This is a genomic window from Nitrosomonas sp. (assembly GCF_021731985.1).
GTDB lineage: Bacteria > Pseudomonadota > Gammaproteobacteria > Burkholderiales > Nitrosomonadaceae > Nitrosomonas.
Genome location: NZ_JAKFWH010000042.1, coordinates 1 through 19,023 on the forward strand (window position 1 = coordinate 1; position 19,023 = coordinate 19,023).

Genomic DNA, 19,023 nt, shown 5'->3' on the forward strand with positions numbered 1-19,023 from the left:
CTTCTGCTCCTGCCGGAGGTGCTAAAAACACCCCACAAAGTATGATAGCTAGGCAAGTTAATTTGAATTTTTTCATATCACCCTCAATCGCAATATAATGAAACAGTACAAATCAAACTTATTCTTAACGATTAACCTGAACCCTATTCATACGCATCGCGCATTAGGCAGTCCATTAAAAATATGTTTTGTAATATTTGCATCATATCAAGCAAAATCTGAATGGATACTGAATAAAAAGAGAACTAAAGTGAATACACAACCTAATTACAAGAAAAGATTATTTCCGACCAGCAGGAACTGAATAGAGTTAATGTTTTCCAGCTCAGCAATAAACAATTCCGTGGCAAGACCACGGGGTATTAAAAAAGCTCAAGTTGAGCAGTTTGATTTGTTCGCAAAAGCCGCAATTTCCATATTAATTCTATGAAACTCTTACATTCGTAAACATAATCGCACTATTGACACTGAAAACGGAAAATGAACGCAATGCGAACTTCTTTTCAATAGCACTCGGGCTTGTTTGCTTAAATCTTAGTAGCAAGCTTTTTATGAATCCAACAAATCTTTACCCCACCCCTCCAGTTCGTCTAATATCCGCCCAGCATTCCCATCAGTTTTATGCGCCTCGCGCAACAACGCAATCTGCACCGAAAATTCGGAAAAAATAATGCTCCTGCCGCCTTCGCCTTGTGTCAGCCGCTGCAAGCGCATCTGTTCCCAGCGTTGTGCCTCTGTTTGGATCAATGTTTCCGGCCAGTTGCGGGCGCGATAGCGGAACAGCAGCTCGGGCAGTCGCTGGTCATGAAAGTCAAACCGCATTTTCGCCAGTTGTTTCGGTGAAACACGCCGTATTTGCGCCAGTGATGCAGCATCTGCATTGTCCAGAAAACCATCATACAGAGCCACGTCCACATCACCGGAAGGTTCAAACGCACGGCTGGTGTATGCGGTCGCCACACGTTGAAAAAAATCCGGTTGTGCGCATAGTTTCTGCCAATGCTGGTAACACGCATCCAAGTCGAGCGCGATGCGTTCGGCAGCTTCAGCATCCAGCGTATTCCTGGGTGCCAGCGCTGGGCATTTGTTGATTTTCACTGATTTGACCGGTAACCGTTGCATACCTTCGGGCAAATCGTCGTTGCGGGTGAATAGCAATTGACTCAGTTCGTCAGCATCCAGCGGCAGGAACATGCCCGGATCTTGGCGCAAGTCATAAACCAGCACGCTATTGTTGTTCCCCGGTTCGGAGATCAATGGCATTACCAGCGACGTGCAGCCGGTTTTGGCCGGATACATGCGTGTTGTGTGCAAGACCGGATTGTGGGTGGCTAAATCAAGCTGAGTTGCGGCTTTACGTTTATCGCGCAGTTGAAAAAGCCAATCGTAGAGGCGCGATTGTTGCGTGCGTAACAATCGCGCCAAAGCAATGGTAGCACGCACATCGGACAAGGCATCATGCGCGGATTCATGCAGAATTCCGTTAGCAGCCACCAAATCTTCCAGACGAAAACTGGGTTGCCCTTCTTCATGTTGCGGCCAGACGATACCGGCGGGACGTAGCGCATACGTCATGCGTACCAGATCAATGATGTCCCAGCGCGAATTGCCTTGCTGCCATTCGCGCGCATACGGGTCGTAAAAATTGCGATACAGCGTAAAACGTGTGACTTCATCGTCGAAACGCAACGAATTGTAGCCGACACCGCAGGTATTCGGCTGCGCAAATTCGGCATGGATACGCGCAATAAATTCCGGTTCAGGTAAGCCTTTCTCATCGGCTAGCTGCGGTGTAATTCCGGTGAGTAGGCAGGCTTCCGGATGCGGCAGGAAATCGCGGGCCGGTTTACAATAAATAACCAGCGGCTCGCCTATCTCGTTCAGCGCTTCATCGGTGCGCACCCCGGCAAATTGCGCAGGGCGGTCTCGCCGTGGATCGGCGCCAAAGGTTTCATAATCATGCCAGTACAGTGTGAGTGCCATTATTGTCTACAGATTTGGAAGTGCCGGTTAAGAACTTGCTTTGCAACTGACTCATTGCGCAATTATAGTGGTATCTTACGCAAAATTTTTTAAATCAAATAGAAGGATAAAACAATATGGCACGTCAACTCATCAGCTCGGGCTCCACGTTTGAACACGAAATCGGTTACTCGCGCGCAGTGGTTGAGGACAACTGGATTCTGGTTTCCGGCACAACAGGCTTTGATTACAGCAAGATGACTATTTCTGATGATTTGTTGGAGCAGGCAGAACAGTGTTTTAAAAATATCGAGGCAGCGTTACAACAAGCAGGCGCGAGCATGAAAGATGTGGTGCGTGTCACTTATGTGTTTCCCAAAGCCGAGGATTTCGAAAAATGCTGGCCGATCATGCGCAAGTATCTGGGAGAGGTCCGGCCATCGGCCATGATGCTTGCTGCGGGATTATCCGATCCACGCATGAAAATTGAAATTCAGGTGACGGCTTATCGCAGCACCGAAACTTAAACTGATGGGATAAATTATTCTTTTTGATTAGAACGGGTGGAAGCTACTGTACTATAAAGCTATAGGTAAATAAAAAAGGAGCTTCCTAAAAAGAAGATTGCTCCTTTTTTAATGCTTAAATTCAGATTAAGCGTTTTGCTGTCTGCGACGCGCTGCAAAACCCAGCAATCCTAATCCGGCCAACAACATCGCGTAAGTCTCGGGTTCTGGGATTGGAACTGCTGAAACGGTCAGTGTGGAGATTTGTGAAGACGCCCCTCTCCATTCCAACGATGCGACGGAACCTGTAAATGTAAAGGCGCCTAGCAAATCACTTCTTCCGGTAGCGTCAACCAAAAGGCTTCCCAATGAACCATGGGTGGAATCAAAAGCTTCGTAAGTACCAATAAATCCACCTATTACCCAATAATCAAAAGTCATATCAGTGGAGACGGTTGCCAAGCTGATTACAGCCGGACTGGTGGCAGAGGTTACGGTCAAGCCCATGGTGTCGAAGGTGTCGCGGCTATCAGAGTACCAGCTGGCATTACTTACTGTCAGTCCAAGAGTACTCCATTCACCACCGCCGACAGGGATCATGCTGGTGCACGAAGGACATTCTGTCGAGTCAAAATGGATAGTCACGGCAGCATTCGCAACACTCGTCAGTCCTGCAAAAACCACTATAAATAAAGATATCAGAATTTTTGGTTTCATCATAAGCTCACTTTTTCATTAAAAATAACTACAGAAAAATACAGAAAAACCCTGCATCATTCGTGCAGTCGCACAATAAATCCCCCTTTCGCTAATTTTTGTATTCTAGAATTACATACCCTCGCAGGATAGACTGAAATTCTCGACAACTAAATAAGGATTTTGCTTATTTTTCTAAAATATCATTTCGCAGAAAATTCTTCTGTGCGATTGCGAACATAGCTTCTTTCAAAGCATTCTTCAGGAGCAGCGGCATATTGGCACTATCCCGGTGTCTGAGAAAGGTAAAACACTTATTTTATGAAACTCGCTATTGCCCCGACGGAAAACCCGATGAGGGTGCATTGGGGCTAGCCGGTGCTGATTGCGGTGCAAAGGGAGAAGCATTTCCCGGAGAAGAAGGCGAAGGATTTGTCTTCGATGAAGATTGTGGTGCAAAGGGCGAAGCGGTTGGTGCAGCCGCACTCGGTTTTGCTGGAGTCGATGCTGGCTTTGTCGAGCTGCTGGTATCGCCCGGCTTATAAACAAACTTCCAATCCTGATAGGTCAGCGCTTCCGAGAATTTCGCAAAATGCTCAGGAAATTTATCTTTCTTAATCGGCTTTTTTTCAGAGAGGCTATATACCCCAATAATTCGCTTACTGATATTGGAGGTTGTTACCGAGCTACTATTTGGTGCTGTACTGTTGGGGGCCGGATTATTGGGCGCCAGGCTAGTACTGGATGCCGGATTACTGCTGGGCGCGGCGCTAGTACCGGATGCTGGGTTCTTATTAGGCGCAGGGCTATTACCAGGCGCTGCGGTCTTATTGGCTGCTGCGTTATTACCGGGTGGAGGTTCCTCCACAATACCCCACTCAGTTGTGTTCATTACCGGATCCGTATAGATTTTACGCAAATGGCGTTTAATGGCCGGTGTACGTTTATCCTGAAGCAAATCTTCCAGAGATTCCGGATATTGTTTAGTGCCTGTATTGTAATAAGACATAATTGCTTTGCGGAATTCCTCACCTACATATAACAATTCCGCTTCTTTTTCCCGCTGAGATTTGGCTTGCCATACCTGTCCCGTTCCTGCCATCACAATCCCAGCTAAAGCAACTGCAAATAAAGCCCAAAGATAAACAAAACCATTTTCTAGCTGCAGCATACTTCTTTCGCTATCAAAATTCGAACAAACTGGGATCGCTTACCATTCTTCATAAAACGTGCCATCCGATGCGCGTCCTGAATGGCCGCTGTGAACATCATAGACACCTGTTTCGACTGGATTCTTGGGAGGCACTTCAATCCAGGTTTTGTTATTCTCAGTGAATGGATCTATCGGGACGCTGCGTAAATATCGCTTGTCGACCAATTCTTCCAGATCGATGGGATACTTACCAAAGTCGGAATAAAATTGATCAATCGCGTTACGCATGATCCCGAGGTCCTGCCGTAGAACGGATTCTTTGGCTTTATCGAGTGAATTGAAATAACGCGGCGCGACAATACTTAATAAAGTGGCGATGATTGCCATGACCACCAGTAGTTCGATCAGTGTAAATCCTTTGTACTTCGGCTTGCCAGACATATCCATCACCATTCCCGATAAGGAATGCCATTAAGGCCTATGCCTTCTGAACGTGAGTGAACATCAAAAACATCATCACCTTCTTTGGGACTATCCCAGGGACTCTCGTAACTACGTTTTCCCCAAGTGTCTGCAGCCGGAGTTGCTGTTATACCGGCGACATCCAGCTCAACAAACATCGGATCTCTGGGTAAGCGGCGCAGAAAATAAATTATCTTCTTATCCGGACTTTTAATGTCTGGCACCCCCATAAACAATTCTTCTAGCCGAGGCGGATAACCGAATTCATCGGCTTTCTTGGTGATACGTCCTTCATCTACCGCTTGTTTATAGGCGTCAATTGCCGAGCGTATCTGTCGCAGGGCAACGCGCAACTCTTGCTCTTTTTCGCGTTTTACCATGAGCTCGCGCAACGGCATCGCTGCTGTGGCCAGAATGGCCATGATCGCCACAACGATCATTAGCTCAATCAGCGTAAAACCCCTGTGTTTGCCAGAGATTCCGAGTAAATGCTTCATCCCCTGCTTATTTGATATTAACACTTGCAGGTGGCGGCAGTATTACTTCAACTGCGGCGCCATTTTCCAGGTCTTCTGCGACCGCATTCTGGATATTAATTTCTGTTGCGCCTGGGTTTGCTGCAATCACCTTAAAGCGTATCTGCGTCGCCAAACCAGACGTTTGATCTTTACCTAACTTGATTGTGCGTGTCCCGGATTTATCTCCGCCATCCAGCGCTTCCAACACACTGGCTTCGTAAGTTAATTGCAGGTCAGTATTAACCGTAGCTTTCGCACCAACCAGCCGGACATTAACCGAAAATTCTTTATCCAAGCCCACGTTGGTTGGCGCTTGTAGTGTAAGCGCCGGAGTAGCCGTTGCGCTCGAAGCAGCACTGGCAAAAGGATTCGGGGGAGGGATCTGATCATCCGATGGCGCGAAAGCATCAGCTGCGCCTCTTGCACCACCACGCCCCGGTCCAGCCGGCGCAATCGACAGTGATTGCGCTGCGGTCTTTTTAATGGTGACCGGCAATTTACCCGCCTCGCTGGCAGTGCCAAAATGATATTCGCTTCCCAGGTTCGTTGGTTGGGGAATATTGCGAATGATACGCGGAGTAATCAATAACACGATCTCAGTTTTTGTACGACCAATATTTTGACTGGATGTCAATCTGTCAAGACCGGGAATATTTAATAATCCAGCTAACCCACCCACCGATTTTGTCTCCCTATTATCAATGAGTCCTGCCAATACCTGTGTTTCTCCATCTTTCAATGTCAGAATGGTCTCAGCAGTACGAGTTCCGACGATGGGAGCGGTTGCGCCACTCGGGCCTTGCAGATCTCCAGTCCTATTGCTTACTTCGAGCGTAATTTTCATTGTGACATCATCGTTTAAACCGATGCGTGGTTCAACATCCAGCTTAACCCCCAAATCGATAAAAGTCGGCGTTGAAGTAACGATAGAATTAATGCCGGGCTGAACATTGGCGGTGAAAAAAGGTCGCTTCTCACCAATATGAATCTTTGCTTTTTCTTTATTACTTACTCGAATCCGAGGGTTTGCCAATATGTCGGCATTTGAGAGCGTTTGTTTAAAATCTATTACGGCTTGACTGTTCATGCCAAAACTTTTAAAACCATCAAAACCAATCTGATTGAGCAGAGCCGGGGTTGGGCCAGCTGTAGCTGCAGTGGCGCCTGCGGCAGCTGTTGCGCCGAACCCACTAAATGTAACTGATGTAGGAATTTTAGGACCCAGCAGGAAATCGTTATTACGCGCGATTTCAAGAATGGCAACATCCAACATGACTTCCGGTTCCGCCAGATCGTTTAATGACACCAATCGTTCCGTTAGCCGGATGGCTTCAAGCGTATCGCGCATGATAAATAGATTGAGCTGCTCATTCACATAGATGTCTTTCGCCTTGACGATACCTCTGACCATGGCAACCATTTGTTTCACATCGGTATAGGCAACATGAAAGCTGCGCACGACTAATTCCTGATAATCTTTCTGTTTCGCCGGTGTACCCGGGTATATCAATAACGAATTACTATTAAGCACCTTATAAGCCAGTTGATTAGTAATCAGTAATAGTTTGAGAATATCTTCAATCGTATTATTGCGAACAAAAATAGAAATTTTTGTTTCTTGTCGAATATCCTTATCAAAAACAAAATTAATACCGGCTGTCCGCGACATGATTTCAAATACCGATTTCAAGTCGGTATCTTTAAATTCCATGGTTAAAGCTTTCTTAAAAGCGGATTCCAGTGCCAGATCGGATACCTCAGGACGTGTCATGCGTGAATTGATTTGTGAAATCAATTCACGGGCATGTGATTGCTGGGGATTTTCCTGCAACACGGCACGCACAATTATTTCTGCTCCGGCTACATCATTGCGTGTCAGTAATGCCTTCGCAGAATCGACGGCAACAATATGTCGGCGCTCTGATTTTAATGCCTCGATACCTTCCTTTGCCCGTTCATGAAGTGGATATATGTTCAGAATGCGTTGATAACCTTGTTCAGCTTGTTCTAGATTACCTGAAAACCGCAAACTATCCGCTTCAAAAAATAATTTGCCAAGAACTTCTTCGCGCGACCGTATCAGTACAGTACGAATTTCTCTATTCTCGGGTTCTTCGCGCGCTGCTTGCTCGAGTTTTTGCAATCCACTTTCAAACTTACCTTCAGTAATGAGTTTCTGCCCATCATCAAATCCGATATTCCGGGTACCGAATGTTTTGTTATTGATGGCACATCCTGTTGTGATAATAAGCAGTATGCTAAGGATTAAAATTCTCCAGCTTCTCATCGAAAATTTCCTGCTAATTTATTATTGATCGTGAGTGTCTGCTTTATATTCAGTGGCAAATAAGTCATTGTAATCGCATCATCATTGATTGAATCCAATCGATATTTATCATTGATTTTCCCACCCAGTTTAGCAATAAGATTTTCCCCTGCCTGAGAGAGGAAAATCCATGTTTCATTGTCTGCGATTGCCTTACCAGTATATTTAAATTGTAGGGGCGGCGCTGTTGGTGCTGGCGGGGGGGCAGATGCTTTTGCTGTCTGTGCTGCGATTGCAGCTTGTTCTTGCAGATTGGCTTGCGGTTGCTTGGGTGCCCAAGTAGTGGGCACAAAAAGCTCTCCAGCCAGCGAGCTGAATTTTCTTTGGCCCAGTTTACTCACATCCAGTTGCTCAACATTATTTTCCTGATTCTTTACTCGATCACCGGATGGTTTGACCGGTTGTATGGTATCTACTGTATCGATTACTGTTTCTTCCTCTTCAACCAGCACAGCGGCGATCAATGTTGCAACCAATGCACCGCCTACAATCAATTTTCGTTTTTTTTCAGATTGATCCATCTTGTTTATTTATTCAAGTAAAGATTAATTTCAAGACGCGCTTCAAGTTTTTCAGCGGTAACGTTCTCACGTTTAATGGCGATAGCAGAGATTGCCATGGCAGGAACAGCTTCAAGCGCATCAGCCATAAAAGCGCGTATTTGAGAATACCCGCCTTTTACCGGCAATATCATCTCATACCGGGCTAAACGTGCGTCGTTTTCATTAACTAGGCGATATTCGCTGCTGCTGAGTTCCACCCCTTGTTTTTTAGCCAGTTGCACCAATTCACGGATCCAGAATGGTGATGAATCAATACGCGGGAAGAACTCATAAAACGCTTGCAGTGCTTGTTCACCATTCATTTGTTTTCCGGTTTCCGTTTCGCCGGGTATTTGTTTGGATAATGCCTGCATCTGAAGCAGATCAGCACGCTCTTGCAGTTTCAGCAAAGTTGATTCTTGCGGCAAAACCGCCGAGAAAAAATAGATTCCGGTAGCCACAATTAAGCCTAGGCCGATCTTACCAATATTACCAAGGCGCCCTACCTGCCAACGCAGTAGCAATACCAGTTGATTGAATTGTGTTTGGAGTGTTTCAGTTTTCAAGAGGTCTGAATCCATGCTGCGGTCAGAAGAAAAACAATCGGACGATGTGGATTATCTTGTTTAATCTTATAATTTAACAAATGCACATTTTCAAAAGTCAATTCACGTTCCAATGCTTCTACAAAATCAAGTAACTCGGACATATTCTTAGCTTCACCACTGATACGTAATGTCCGGTTAGACACGGTCGGCTGCAAAGATAATAACGCGATTTCCTCAGTAGCCGCATTTTCGATTGAATCAAATAATGTTTCCCAGGGTAAATTAATTTGATCCAAAATCGCATTGGCCTGGATGATTTCTTTGCGAATCTCCTGACTGAATTCTTTGACCCGCGGTGTTCCACGAGTACGTGGCGCAGTCTTTTTTTGTTGTTGCTGTTTTTCCAAGCGCTCGACGCGATTAGTCCAATAATTCACTTCTTCAGTGATTTGCTGGAATTGCAAAAGCACGCCGGTAAGAACCAGCAATCCAATAAGCAGCATCGAATAATCAATATGCGGAACGGACTGTCCATTATCAGGAAATTTTAATCTCAAGCGAGGCATTGATTTATCCCGGCATAATCGGTTGGCACAGTTGGATAATGCGCGAGTACAGGTATTTGCCCGGTTTGTATCGGCACAATACGCCACCCACAGTTCTCAGGCAGTGTTAAATCCGGATGCTCTGGTGCAAACAAATGAACCAGTTCAACAGCTTCTTTATTTCCAGACAGTACCGCTTCCTGATCCAGCGCAGCGAGAAGCTCATCCGCCACATTTTGCAGGATTCGCTGATTACGTATACTGTACCAAATTCCGTTTATCAATAGGGCAACACAAATTCGCCCGCTTTCTATCACAACAAAGTATATTTTATTGCCGCGCAACAGCTTTTGCCATCGATCATAAGCGGATGCCAAATAAGGCTCGATTTCTTTCAGTTTAAATTGATAACGTACAGCCATCTCTTCCACCCGCACCATCAAATCACGAGGAATTGCCGCGCAAACCGCGCCATTCACCGGACTCCATTCACTGACACTGAGTACCCAAGAATCAACACGTTCCGCATAAACTTCTCGCATCCGAAAAGTGGCGTAGGACATCACTTCCTCCGGCGAGGTTATTTCTGCTTGCGGCGGCAGTGCAACATAACGGACAAAGTGATTTGACAGCGTTATCGCCAGTTCCGTACTAGCCGCATCTCCCAGTTTTTCTTCCAATTGGCGCAAGGCGGATTCCCAAATAGGCACACCTGGAACACGCTCGCACAATACTGCCACTTTAGCCAATTGCACCGGCTTAAAACCCCGTGCCGAACGAACCAGATCCACCCGTCCAGGCGCCAGAAAAACTTCAATCTGATCACGCCACAATCGTGACACGGTTTGCCTCCTCTAAGCTGGTTAATCCTTGCTTGACCATATCTAAAGCGCCTTCCCGGAGAAAATGCGTGCCATTATTTCGTGCTGCTTCTTTGATACGCCGTATCGGCTCTTGTGCAACAATCAATTCGCGGATTTCATCATTCAAAATCAGAATCTCGGCAATTGCATTTCTTCCCCGATACCCGCTTCCCCGGCATTGGCCGCAACCTTTTCCGCTTCGAAACTTAAATTGACTCGCTTCTTCGGCGGAAATTCCGGATTCCGCAATCAGTTTGTCATCCGGGCGTTCTTCCACTGCGCAGTGTACACATAACAAACGTACTAATCTCTGCGCAACGATCCCGTTTAAAGCCGACACAAAGCTGTAAGGATCCACGCCCATATGGGAAAAGCGTCCAATGACATCAAACACATTATTGGCATGCACCGTTGTAAATACAAGATGCCCGGTCAGCGCAGCCTGTATGGCAATTTGCGCTGTTTCAGCATCGCGAATCTCACCTACCATTATTTTATCAGGATCATGACGCAGGATTGAGCGCAGCCCCCGTGCAAAGGTCAATCCTTTTTTCTCATTAACCGGTATTTGCAAAACACCGGGCAACTGATATTCAATCGGATCTTCAATGGTAACGATCTTGTCATGACCATGATTCACTTCCGATATTGCAGCATACAGCGAGGTTGTCTTACCACTGCCGGTTGGACCAGTAACCAGCAACATCCCATAGGGTTCCGAGCTAAGGCGGCGAATAATCGCAATGGCTGCTTGATTAAAACCCAGTTGATTTAATGTCAATCCTTCAATATGGTCGGACAGCGCCTGCCGGTCAAGAATACGCAAAACAGCGTCTTCGCCAAAAATACTCGGCATGATGGAAACACGAAAATCAATTTCCCGCCCCTGGATAGAAATCTTAAATCGGCCGTCTTGCGGCACCCTACGCTCCGCGATATCCAATTCAGACATCACTTTGATACGGGAAATGACTTGCTCAGCCAAGTCTGCGCCCTGCATTACACCAATGGATGTTAATACACCGTCGATGCGGTATTTGATCGAGAGGGCGCCGGTTGTCATTTCCAGATGAATATCACTGGCCTGGGATTTATGCGCGTCATACAAGGTAGAATGCACTAGCCGAACAACCTGGCTGGTACCCGCATTGATACTCTTTAACGATAAATCTTCGATGCCGCTCTGTATATTGTCTAGCTCAGTCGAAGGTAATACTTGATCCATGGCACGCATGGTTTTTTCTTGCTGAGTAAAAAAAGCGGTCAGGTCAGCCGGATGCACCAAATACCATTCAACAGCCATATCAAAACGTTCTTCAGCCCATGCACGCAATTTGCTTGAAAATGGATTGCTGACAGCAAGTAAATAGTTCTGGTCTCTACAGAATAATGCACATTCATGCATGATCGCTTCCGCGAAAGGTAACCGGTCAAATGCCGGAATTAAGGCATGGATCGCTTTCATTTCCAGCACCGGCATATGCAGTAGTTTTCCTAACTGTTGTACCAGCTCATCGGGTGTATAACCGCCGGTTTCCTCCAATATCTGGATGACAGAGATGCCTTGTTCGAAAGCTCTCCGCCGGATATCGGCCAGGCGATTGATGTCAATCGGTTGCTTGTTCCCGGATTGTATTGATGCTTCGATCAATTGATGCTTCCTGCCAATTCAAATATTGGCATATACATAAGAATAATAATACCGCCAATCACGACGCCAATAACCGCCATCAGTAGTGGCTCAATCAGTTTGGTTGTCCATTCAACCCAGCGGGCAATTTCCTCATCGTGAAAATTACCGATTCGCTCCATCATATCTCCCATCAAACCTGTTCTCTCGCCAACGCGAAGCATACGGTTTCCCACTGCGGTTGTTAGACCCTCGAGTTCCATAGCACTGGAAATCGTTTTGCCTTCACGAATATGCTTGGCCGCTGCCTTAACATTTGGCCTGAAATGCGGTTGCAGCAATCCACTGACCATTTCCAGCGCTTGTGTAATCGGAATTCCGCCACGTAACAGCATTCCCAGTGTTTTGTAGAAACGAGCCAGTTGATAAACACGCATGTGTTCTCCAATTGCGGGAATGCGCCACAATAATCGCATGACATTGGCGCGAAAGGCTGGCCGGCTTACTGTGTAAACTGTCACGGCAAGCAGGATCACCGTTGCAATGGCCAATTCCCAGCCACGTTCATGAACAAAATGCCCCCATTTGATCAGCAATAACGAAAGCCAGGGCAAATCACTGCCCATATCGTCATAAATGGCACTGAATTTTGGAACAACAAATACCAGCAAGAAGATAGAAACGAGAAAACCGATAACCAGTAACAGCACAGGATAGATTGACGCACCGACCAGTTTCTTACGTACAAAATCCATCTGGGTTTGGTAAGTAATAAATCGTGTTAAAGCTTCTGCAAGATCTCCCGTCCTTTCACTGGCACGCACTGTTGCGATATACAAAGGCGGGAATGCTTGGGGAAACTCTCCCAGTGCCTGGGAGAAGGTTACACCTTCATAAAGTCTTGCAAGGATATTCTCGATAATTTTGCGGTTACCGGTATCTTGTTCTTTCTCGAGCAAGGTTTCAATACTTTCTACCAGGCTGAGCCCTGCAGTTTGTAGTGAAAGCAATTCCTGGCTGAAATGTACTAATGGAAAATGGCTTTTAGATTTCAGTGAAAAACCTGAAAAGCTTCGCCGTATACTTAAAACCATTCCGCCTTGTTCAACAACCTGAAGACGAGCTTCCTCTTCACTGTTAGCCTCCAGTTCAAGGTACACAGTACCTTGCCCGGACAAAACTGCTTTCACTTCATAACGCATTACTTGGAGACTTACCAATTCGTGATATCAGCTGCCTCACCCTCACCACCCTGCTGCCCATCCTTCCCGAAGGAGAGTAAATCGAATTCCGCGCGTTCGCCAGGATATTTATAGACATAGGCGCGTCCCCAAGGATCCGCTGGAGGCAATTTTGAAAGATAAGGCCCTTGCCATCTTGGTTCATTATTGGGCCGTGTGACCAGTGCAGTTAATCCCAGCTCGGTTGCTGGATAGCTTCCCACATCTAAACGATATTGATGCAATGCCTTTTCCAACGCATCGATTTGCGCTTGAGCCATTTTAATTTCCGATTTTCCGACTTGTGAAAAGTATTTCGGCCCGACATAGGCAGCTAGTAAACCAATGATGACCATCACAACGAGCAACTCAAGAAGTGTAAATCCACGTTCGGCTTTTGCCTTTTGTCGTTTAACCAAATGCATCATATTTGTCCTTTTTAACTGAAGAGATTGCTGATGATTATTTTACTTGTATTTAAATAGACAGTTACCATCAAATACTCGCATGGTAAGTCGCTTATATGACAGGGTCAAGACTGCATATAAGCATAAATACTGGAACCATACAAATCCGAAACAGCTAGCGTCGAAGAATTGCCCACCACCGGCCGATATTGAGCAATGTCATGAGCGAGGCTGAAACATACGTCCAGGCTGCGGCACGCAGGATTTTGCGTACATGCGGCTCATCCCCTTGAATCAGGTATTTACCGTGCTCCAACATCGGCAGTGCGCGCGCAAAACTCGCATGCATCTCCATCGGAAGAGTAATCAAATGCACGACCGTCGCGGTACCCAACGTTAACAAGCCACCGGCAAAAAACAATGCACCGGCGACCGGTGCCCGGGTAATCACTGTAATGACAGGAGCCATCATCAGAATAGCCGCACCCAGTTTTTCAGCCGGAGCAGCGATTTGTATCAATCGCGTACGTAATTTTAGCGGCAAATAACCATCCCTGTCTTGGATTGCGTGCCCCACTTCATGCGCAGCCACGGTAATTGCTGTCAACGATTTGCCATTAAATTTATCCGCTGTCAAACGCACAGCTTTCTCTAGCGGATCATAATGATCACCTTGCTCCGTCACCTCCACCTTAACCGCTTGTAAGTTGGCCCAATCCAATAAAATGCGCGCCAGCTCTCCACCAGTACCTGGATATCGATCTTCGGGGTAACTGTACTTCTTAAGGGTATGTTTGACCCAGTAAGACGGCCCGACAATAAGTGCCGTCATTGCAATAACAAATATTAAGTACAGCATAATCTACTCGGCGGCTTCACAGTGCATGGAGAAAGCGCATAAAAATTAGGCATCCTGAAAGAATTCACTGTCAATTCAGATACGAACTCGAACTATTGGTTCCGCAAGAAAATCATCTGCTATTAAGTACATAGCCCAGAAATAGCTTTAGCAGGCCGTTGAAAAACTATCTGCGTTGCCGCTGCGGTGTTAAAAACAGACTCAAAATGCTCATTTATTAAGCATAAACTGCGCTTTTTCGCCTGTTTTTGCCTTGCATCGGCTACCTCGAAAACGTTTTTCAACAACCTGTTAGAGGCGCTCCGTATTGAATCAATCGCTAGGAAACATCACAAAATAATGCCCTTCGATTCAAATATAAAAAGCTTGAAAGTACAGCACAACAAAGCACTAAAATTATATGATTACTCATAATACATTCTTTTGATTGACCGATCAGACCAGTCAAATGGCATTATTTATATATTCAATTGAGTATTTTACCTGTTGAGCTCGGATATAACTTGATAAAAAAGCACTTTGAAGCAATTAATACCAAAATCCAGTGAATATCAGAAAATACAAACCACGAATAATCATACAGATACAACCATAAATCACACAGAAACAACAACCTTATAAAAGCAAGGCGCTCGCATATTCGGAGGAAAGTCAACTATCACCAGCGAAGTTTCTGTTTGGTTTTGAGTGTTCGCGCAGCACTGTGCGGATAGAACCTGAAGCTATCTACAAATGAAAAAACACTCGGATACCGATCAGCTCTAGCGAATATTTTGTTTTAATCGTTGCCGTGATAATCTCTACGTCCATGGCTTTACTATTCAAATTCTTCCACTCGAGTCGGCTTTAGCTGTTTATTCAATATCTATAAGCCATTTATCTATGCTAAGCAGCAATCAACCAGCTTCATACCGTCATTATATCTATCAGATTCTGGTATTAGCTGCCTTGTACTTTACCTTTGGGCATATTAGCTTTTTAATTACCGTCTCGCACTTCATTGTTACCCCAGTTTTCTTTGTGGCTGAAGGTATTGCACTAGCCGCTATCATCCTGTTGGGGCGCAGGGTTTGGCCAGGTATTTTTTTGGGGCAACTCGCGCTCGCTTTAAGCACAGGCCTTGAGTTTTTGCCATCCCTGACTATTTCTGCCATCAATAGCATCGAAGCAGTCATTGGGGCAACCGTGTTTAAACGCTGGAAGATTGATTCATCAATTAGCAGTGCACATGACTTCAGCCGTCTGGCTGCCTTGGTTCTTTTAATTCTGCAGCCATTTAGCGCCACCTTTGGCACTGCAACACTGCTCTTCTTTAATGCCATTCCAGAATCGCAGAACTACTTACAAGCCTGGGCATACTGGTGGTTTGGAAACTGCTTGGGACAACTTTTGGTTACCCCGTTTTTACTGATTCTCTTTTCTTCGCCCGGCCGTATCAAAAGTATCCTGCAATCCTCCCAAAACGCGATCGTGCCGATTGTTCTGATGCTACCCGCAACCTGGCTGGTTTTCGGCGACACGCCTATCGGCGGCATTGCCCTGGCGCTGGTTATCTATGTGCCGCTTTTGCTATGGATTGCGATAAAAGACGGATTAGCCGTTGTATCCCTTATTTGCAGCGGAATTACCGTACTGGCATTGTTTGAGACATCACGCGGATTCGGCCCCTTTGTCGTGGATGGGAATCCACATATCTTCGACATGAACATATTTGTCCTCGGTATTTCGTTCACGGCGCAGTTTGTCAGTGTGCTATTTGCTGAGCGAAACCTGGTTGAAGCAGAACTGCGAAAAAGTGAAGCCAATCTATTCAAAATTATTGATACGTCACCAATTCCCAAAGCCATTTGCGACGAGCATGAAAACATTATTTTCATGAATAGATCATTTACAAAATTATTTGGCTATGTACAGGAAGATATACCCACATTGACTGACTGGGGGCTTAAAGCTTATCCCGACAGCACCTATCGTGAATGGGTAACAACATCGTGCGCTCAGAATCTTGAGAAAGCATTACTGGAAAAAACAGATATCGAACCGCTTGAAGTGGTTATCCAGCGCAAAGATGGCGTAAAACTTAGTGTCATCAGTACCGTTTCATTATTAGAGTCATCAGCACTCGTTAAAAAAATCCTAATCACTTTTGTTGATATCACCGAACGTAAAAATCTGGAATCTAAACTGATTCTGAATTATAAATTTCTCGAAGATTTATCCAATAATATTCCTGGCTTTATTTACCAGTTCCAGCTTTTCCCCGATGGGCGAAGTTGTTTACCTTATGTCAGCAAAGGAATAATAGACGTTTTTGGCATACTCCCTGAAAATGTTATTTCGGATGCTTCTTCAGTATTTTCACTCATTCATTCCGAGGATTCCGAAACACTCAACCTGTCGATCCAGGAATCTTCAAATACACTGAATGATTGGCACTCTGAGTTCCGGATTGTTACCGCGCAGAATGAAATCAAGTGGGTACATGCACAATCAAAACCCGAGAAACAGAATGATGGAAGTACCATCTGGAATGGCTATGCCACAGACATCACGGAACTAAAAAATATATCCCTAAAATTTGAAGCCTTACTAGACCTCGCCAGTGATGGCGTCCATATTTTGGATGAAGATGGAAATATTGTGGAATTTAGCCGCTCATTCGCCACAATGCTCGGTTATACCTTCGAAGAAACTGCCCAACTCAATGTAATGGACTGGGATGCCATGATCCCGAAAGAAAAACTGATCAGCGCGGTGCGTGAAGTCTCAAAAACGCCACGCGTTTTTGAAACGCTTCACCGGCGTAAAGACGGCACTATTTTTGATGTTGAAATCAACGCCAGAAGGCTGGAGATCTCAGGAAAGAAACTGATTTATGCCTCATCGCGCGACATTACCAGTCGCAAACAACAGAGTAAGGAACTGGAATACCAACGCCTGCGCTTATCCAATATCATTGAAGGAACGCATATCGGTACCTGGGAATGGAATGTGCAAACCGGTGAGGTTATTTTCAACCAGCGCTGGGCAGAGATAATCGGCCACACCCTTGATGAACTTGCACCCGCATCCATTGAAACATGGCTCAAGTTTGCTCACCCGGATGACTTAAAGCAATCCGAAGCACTCCTTAACGATCATTTCTCCGGGAAAATTCCCTATTACGAATGTGAAGCACGAATGCAGCACAGAGCAGGTCATTGGATCTGGGTGCTGGATCGTGGCAGAGTATCGAGCTGGACAGATGACGGCAAGCCGTTAATGATGTTTGGAACCCATCAGGACATTACCAGCCGGAAAGAACGCGAAACCATGCTGATACACGCACGTCAGCAAGCAGAAGCTGCCAGCATTGCCAAAACCCGCTTCTTAGCCATGATGTCACATGAAATTCGCACACCGATGAATGCCGTACTGGGCATGGCTTATCTGTTGAGCAAAAGCTCGCTTGACTCCCAGCAAAGTGCCTATTTACGCAACATTGAAGGGTCTTCGAAGATTCTGTTAGGTGTCATTAACGACATTTTGGATTATTCCAAGATCGAGGCAAATAAAATCGAATTGGATAACATTCCATTCGATTTGAATAATATCCTGGAAAATCTATCGGCAATGGCTTCAGTAGCAGCAAAAGACAAAGCTATCGATGTGCTTTTTTATGTCGCGCCGAATGTCCCCAGGCATTTTACCGGCGACCCGTTACGGTTGAGTCAGATATTCGTCAATCTTACTAACAATGCGATTAAGTTCACTGACCAAGGTGAAGTGATTATCCGCATCACTATTGAGAACAGCGAAGATTCTGAAACGGTCACCCTTGCTTTCAGCGTAACTGACAGTGGCATCGGCATGACCAGTGAGCAAATGGCGGATCTTTTCAAAGCTTTTTCGCAAGCCGATAGTTCCATTACACGCCGTTTTGGCGGTACCGGTTTAGGCTTGTCCATCTCACATCGGCTAGCCCAGCAAATGAACGGTGATATCGTGGCCGAAAGTCACTATGGCAAAGGCAGCCGGTTTCATTGTACGGTTCAATTGCATCGGATAGACCATCACCAGGATCCCTGGGTATCCATCCCCGATCCGCTTCGGTCGCTTAAGGTGATGATTATTGATGATCATGCTACAACCCGTGCGGTACTCTCGGAAATAGTGCAATCTCTGGGCTGGAACGCTGTTGCTATCAGCAGCAATGTTGAAGTCCTTAAACAGCTTGCTGATCCCGATTCCTTACCATTCGATTTGCTGTTGCTCACCACGCATTTCCCCAATATGGGATATCGCGAGACCATCCATGCGATTGTGGCTGCGCTACCCGATTTACGCCGGCCTAGAATCGTGCTGATCAGCAACAATCTAGAGGATTCCCTATTTTCTAAAGAGACTGAAATGCAAGAAGTAACCAGCGTCCTGATCCAACCGTTCACCCCATTAGGCTTGGTTGACACTGTTGCAGCACTTTTTAGCAGAACCACTGGCAAGACCGATCGAAAACAGACCGCCCGCATTACTCCCAAGCAATTCGCCGGTGCACATATCCTGATTACCGAAGACAATGAAGTCAATCAATTACTGATCTCTGATTTGTTAAGTACTCTGGGAATAACCGTGAGTCTTGCGCAAAATGGCGTTGAATGCCTGGATTTACTCAGAACATCAGAGTCTCATCCGTTCGATTTAATCTTTATGGATATCCAAATGCCGGAAATGGATGGACTGGAAGCGACTCAGCACATTCGCCAAGATTTGCACCTGACTGATATGCCGATTATTGCTCTAACCGCTA

Annotated in this window: 16 protein-coding genes; 2 read left to right on the forward strand and 14 right to left on the reverse strand. The window is 45.7% G+C overall.

Going from position 1 to position 19,023, the window contains the following annotated elements; translation table 11 throughout:
• Positions 1 to 549 precede the first annotated feature (549 nt).
• Complete coding sequence (gene sbcB, locus QZ942_RS05385) at positions 550 to 1,983, reverse strand: exodeoxyribonuclease I (protein ID WP_292993663.1); 1,434 nt, start codon at positions 1,981 to 1,983, stop codon at positions 550 to 552.
• Between the two features lie 116 nt (positions 1,984 to 2,099).
• Between sbcB and QZ942_RS05390 the strand changes: the two genes are divergently transcribed.
• Entirely contained in the window at positions 2,100 to 2,489 is a 390-nt protein-coding gene (locus QZ942_RS05390) for a RidA family protein (protein ID WP_292993664.1), read from the forward strand.
• 126 nt (positions 2,490 to 2,615) lie between these two features.
• Here the strand turns inward: QZ942_RS05390 and QZ942_RS05395 are convergent, their stop codons facing one another.
• From QZ942_RS05395 to QZ942_RS05455, 13 genes are all read right to left on the reverse strand, one after another.
• Positions 2,616 to 3,185, reverse strand: a complete 570-nt coding sequence (locus QZ942_RS05395; protein WP_292993665.1) for a PEP-CTERM sorting domain-containing protein — start codon at positions 3,183 to 3,185, stop codon at positions 2,616 to 2,618.
• 310 nt (positions 3,186 to 3,495) lie between these two features.
• The gene (locus QZ942_RS05400; RefSeq protein WP_292993666.1) at positions 3,496 to 4,335 is read right to left on the reverse strand and encodes a hypothetical protein; all 840 of its coding nucleotides are present in this window, start codon (positions 4,333 to 4,335) and stop codon (positions 3,496 to 3,498) included.
• 39 nt (positions 4,336 to 4,374) lie between these two features.
• Positions 4,375 to 4,758 carry a prepilin-type N-terminal cleavage/methylation domain-containing protein gene (locus QZ942_RS05405; protein WP_292993667.1) on the reverse strand — a complete coding sequence of 128 codons (384 nt, stop codon included), beginning with the start codon at positions 4,756 to 4,758 and terminating at the stop codon, positions 4,375 to 4,377.
• Between the two features lie 5 nt (positions 4,759 to 4,763).
• The gene (locus QZ942_RS05410) at positions 4,764 to 5,276 is read right to left on the reverse strand and encodes a type II secretion system protein (protein ID WP_292993668.1); all 513 of its coding nucleotides are present in this window, start codon (positions 5,274 to 5,276) and stop codon (positions 4,764 to 4,766) included.
• A 7-nt stretch (positions 5,277 to 5,283) separates the two neighbouring features.
• Positions 5,284 to 7,584, reverse strand: a complete 2,301-nt coding sequence (locus QZ942_RS05415; RefSeq protein WP_292993669.1) for a secretin and TonB N-terminal domain-containing protein — start codon at positions 7,582 to 7,584, stop codon at positions 5,284 to 5,286.
• Positions 7,581 to 8,144, reverse strand: coding sequence for a hypothetical protein (locus tag QZ942_RS05420; protein ID WP_292993670.1), 564 nt, complete (start codon positions 8,142 to 8,144; stop codon positions 7,581 to 7,583). Before QZ942_RS05420 ends, QZ942_RS05415 begins: the two co-directional genes overlap by 4 nt.
• A gap of 5 nt (positions 8,145 to 8,149) precedes the next feature.
• On the reverse strand, positions 8,150 to 8,731 hold the full coding sequence (locus QZ942_RS05425) for a hypothetical protein (RefSeq protein ID WP_292993671.1): 582 nt from the start codon (positions 8,729 to 8,731) through the stop codon (positions 8,150 to 8,152).
• Entirely contained in the window at positions 8,728 to 9,279 is a 552-nt protein-coding gene (locus QZ942_RS05430; protein ID WP_292993672.1) for a PilN domain-containing protein, read from the reverse strand. Before QZ942_RS05430 ends, QZ942_RS05425 begins: the two co-directional genes overlap by 4 nt.
• Complete coding sequence (locus QZ942_RS05435) at positions 9,267 to 10,100, reverse strand: hypothetical protein (RefSeq protein ID WP_292993673.1); 834 nt, start codon at positions 10,098 to 10,100, stop codon at positions 9,267 to 9,269. Before QZ942_RS05435 ends, QZ942_RS05430 begins: the two co-directional genes overlap by 13 nt.
• A complete protein-coding gene (locus QZ942_RS05440; RefSeq protein ID WP_292993674.1) occupies positions 10,081 to 11,772 on the reverse strand; it encodes a GspE/PulE family protein in 1,692 nt (563 codons plus the stop codon). The genes QZ942_RS05435 and QZ942_RS05440 overlap by 20 nt, the downstream gene beginning before the upstream one ends.
• Entirely contained in the window at positions 11,769 to 12,953 is a 1,185-nt protein-coding gene (locus QZ942_RS05445; protein WP_292993675.1) for a type II secretion system F family protein, read from the reverse strand. Before QZ942_RS05445 ends, QZ942_RS05440 begins: the two co-directional genes overlap by 4 nt.
• A gap of 11 nt (positions 12,954 to 12,964) precedes the next feature.
• Positions 12,965 to 13,399, reverse strand: a complete 435-nt coding sequence (gene gspG, locus QZ942_RS05450) for a type II secretion system major pseudopilin GspG (RefSeq protein ID WP_292993676.1) — start codon at positions 13,397 to 13,399, stop codon at positions 12,965 to 12,967.
• A 154-nt stretch (positions 13,400 to 13,553) separates the two neighbouring features.
• On the reverse strand, positions 13,554 to 14,237 hold the full coding sequence (locus QZ942_RS05455) for a zinc metallopeptidase (RefSeq protein ID WP_292993677.1): 684 nt from the start codon (positions 14,235 to 14,237) through the stop codon (positions 13,554 to 13,556).
• An 882-nt stretch (positions 14,238 to 15,119) separates the two neighbouring features.
• Here QZ942_RS05455 and QZ942_RS05460 point away from each other — a divergent pair.
• On the forward strand, positions 15,120 to 19,023 hold a 3,904-nt coding region (locus tag QZ942_RS05460; protein ID WP_292993678.1), incomplete at its 3' end, for a PAS domain S-box protein.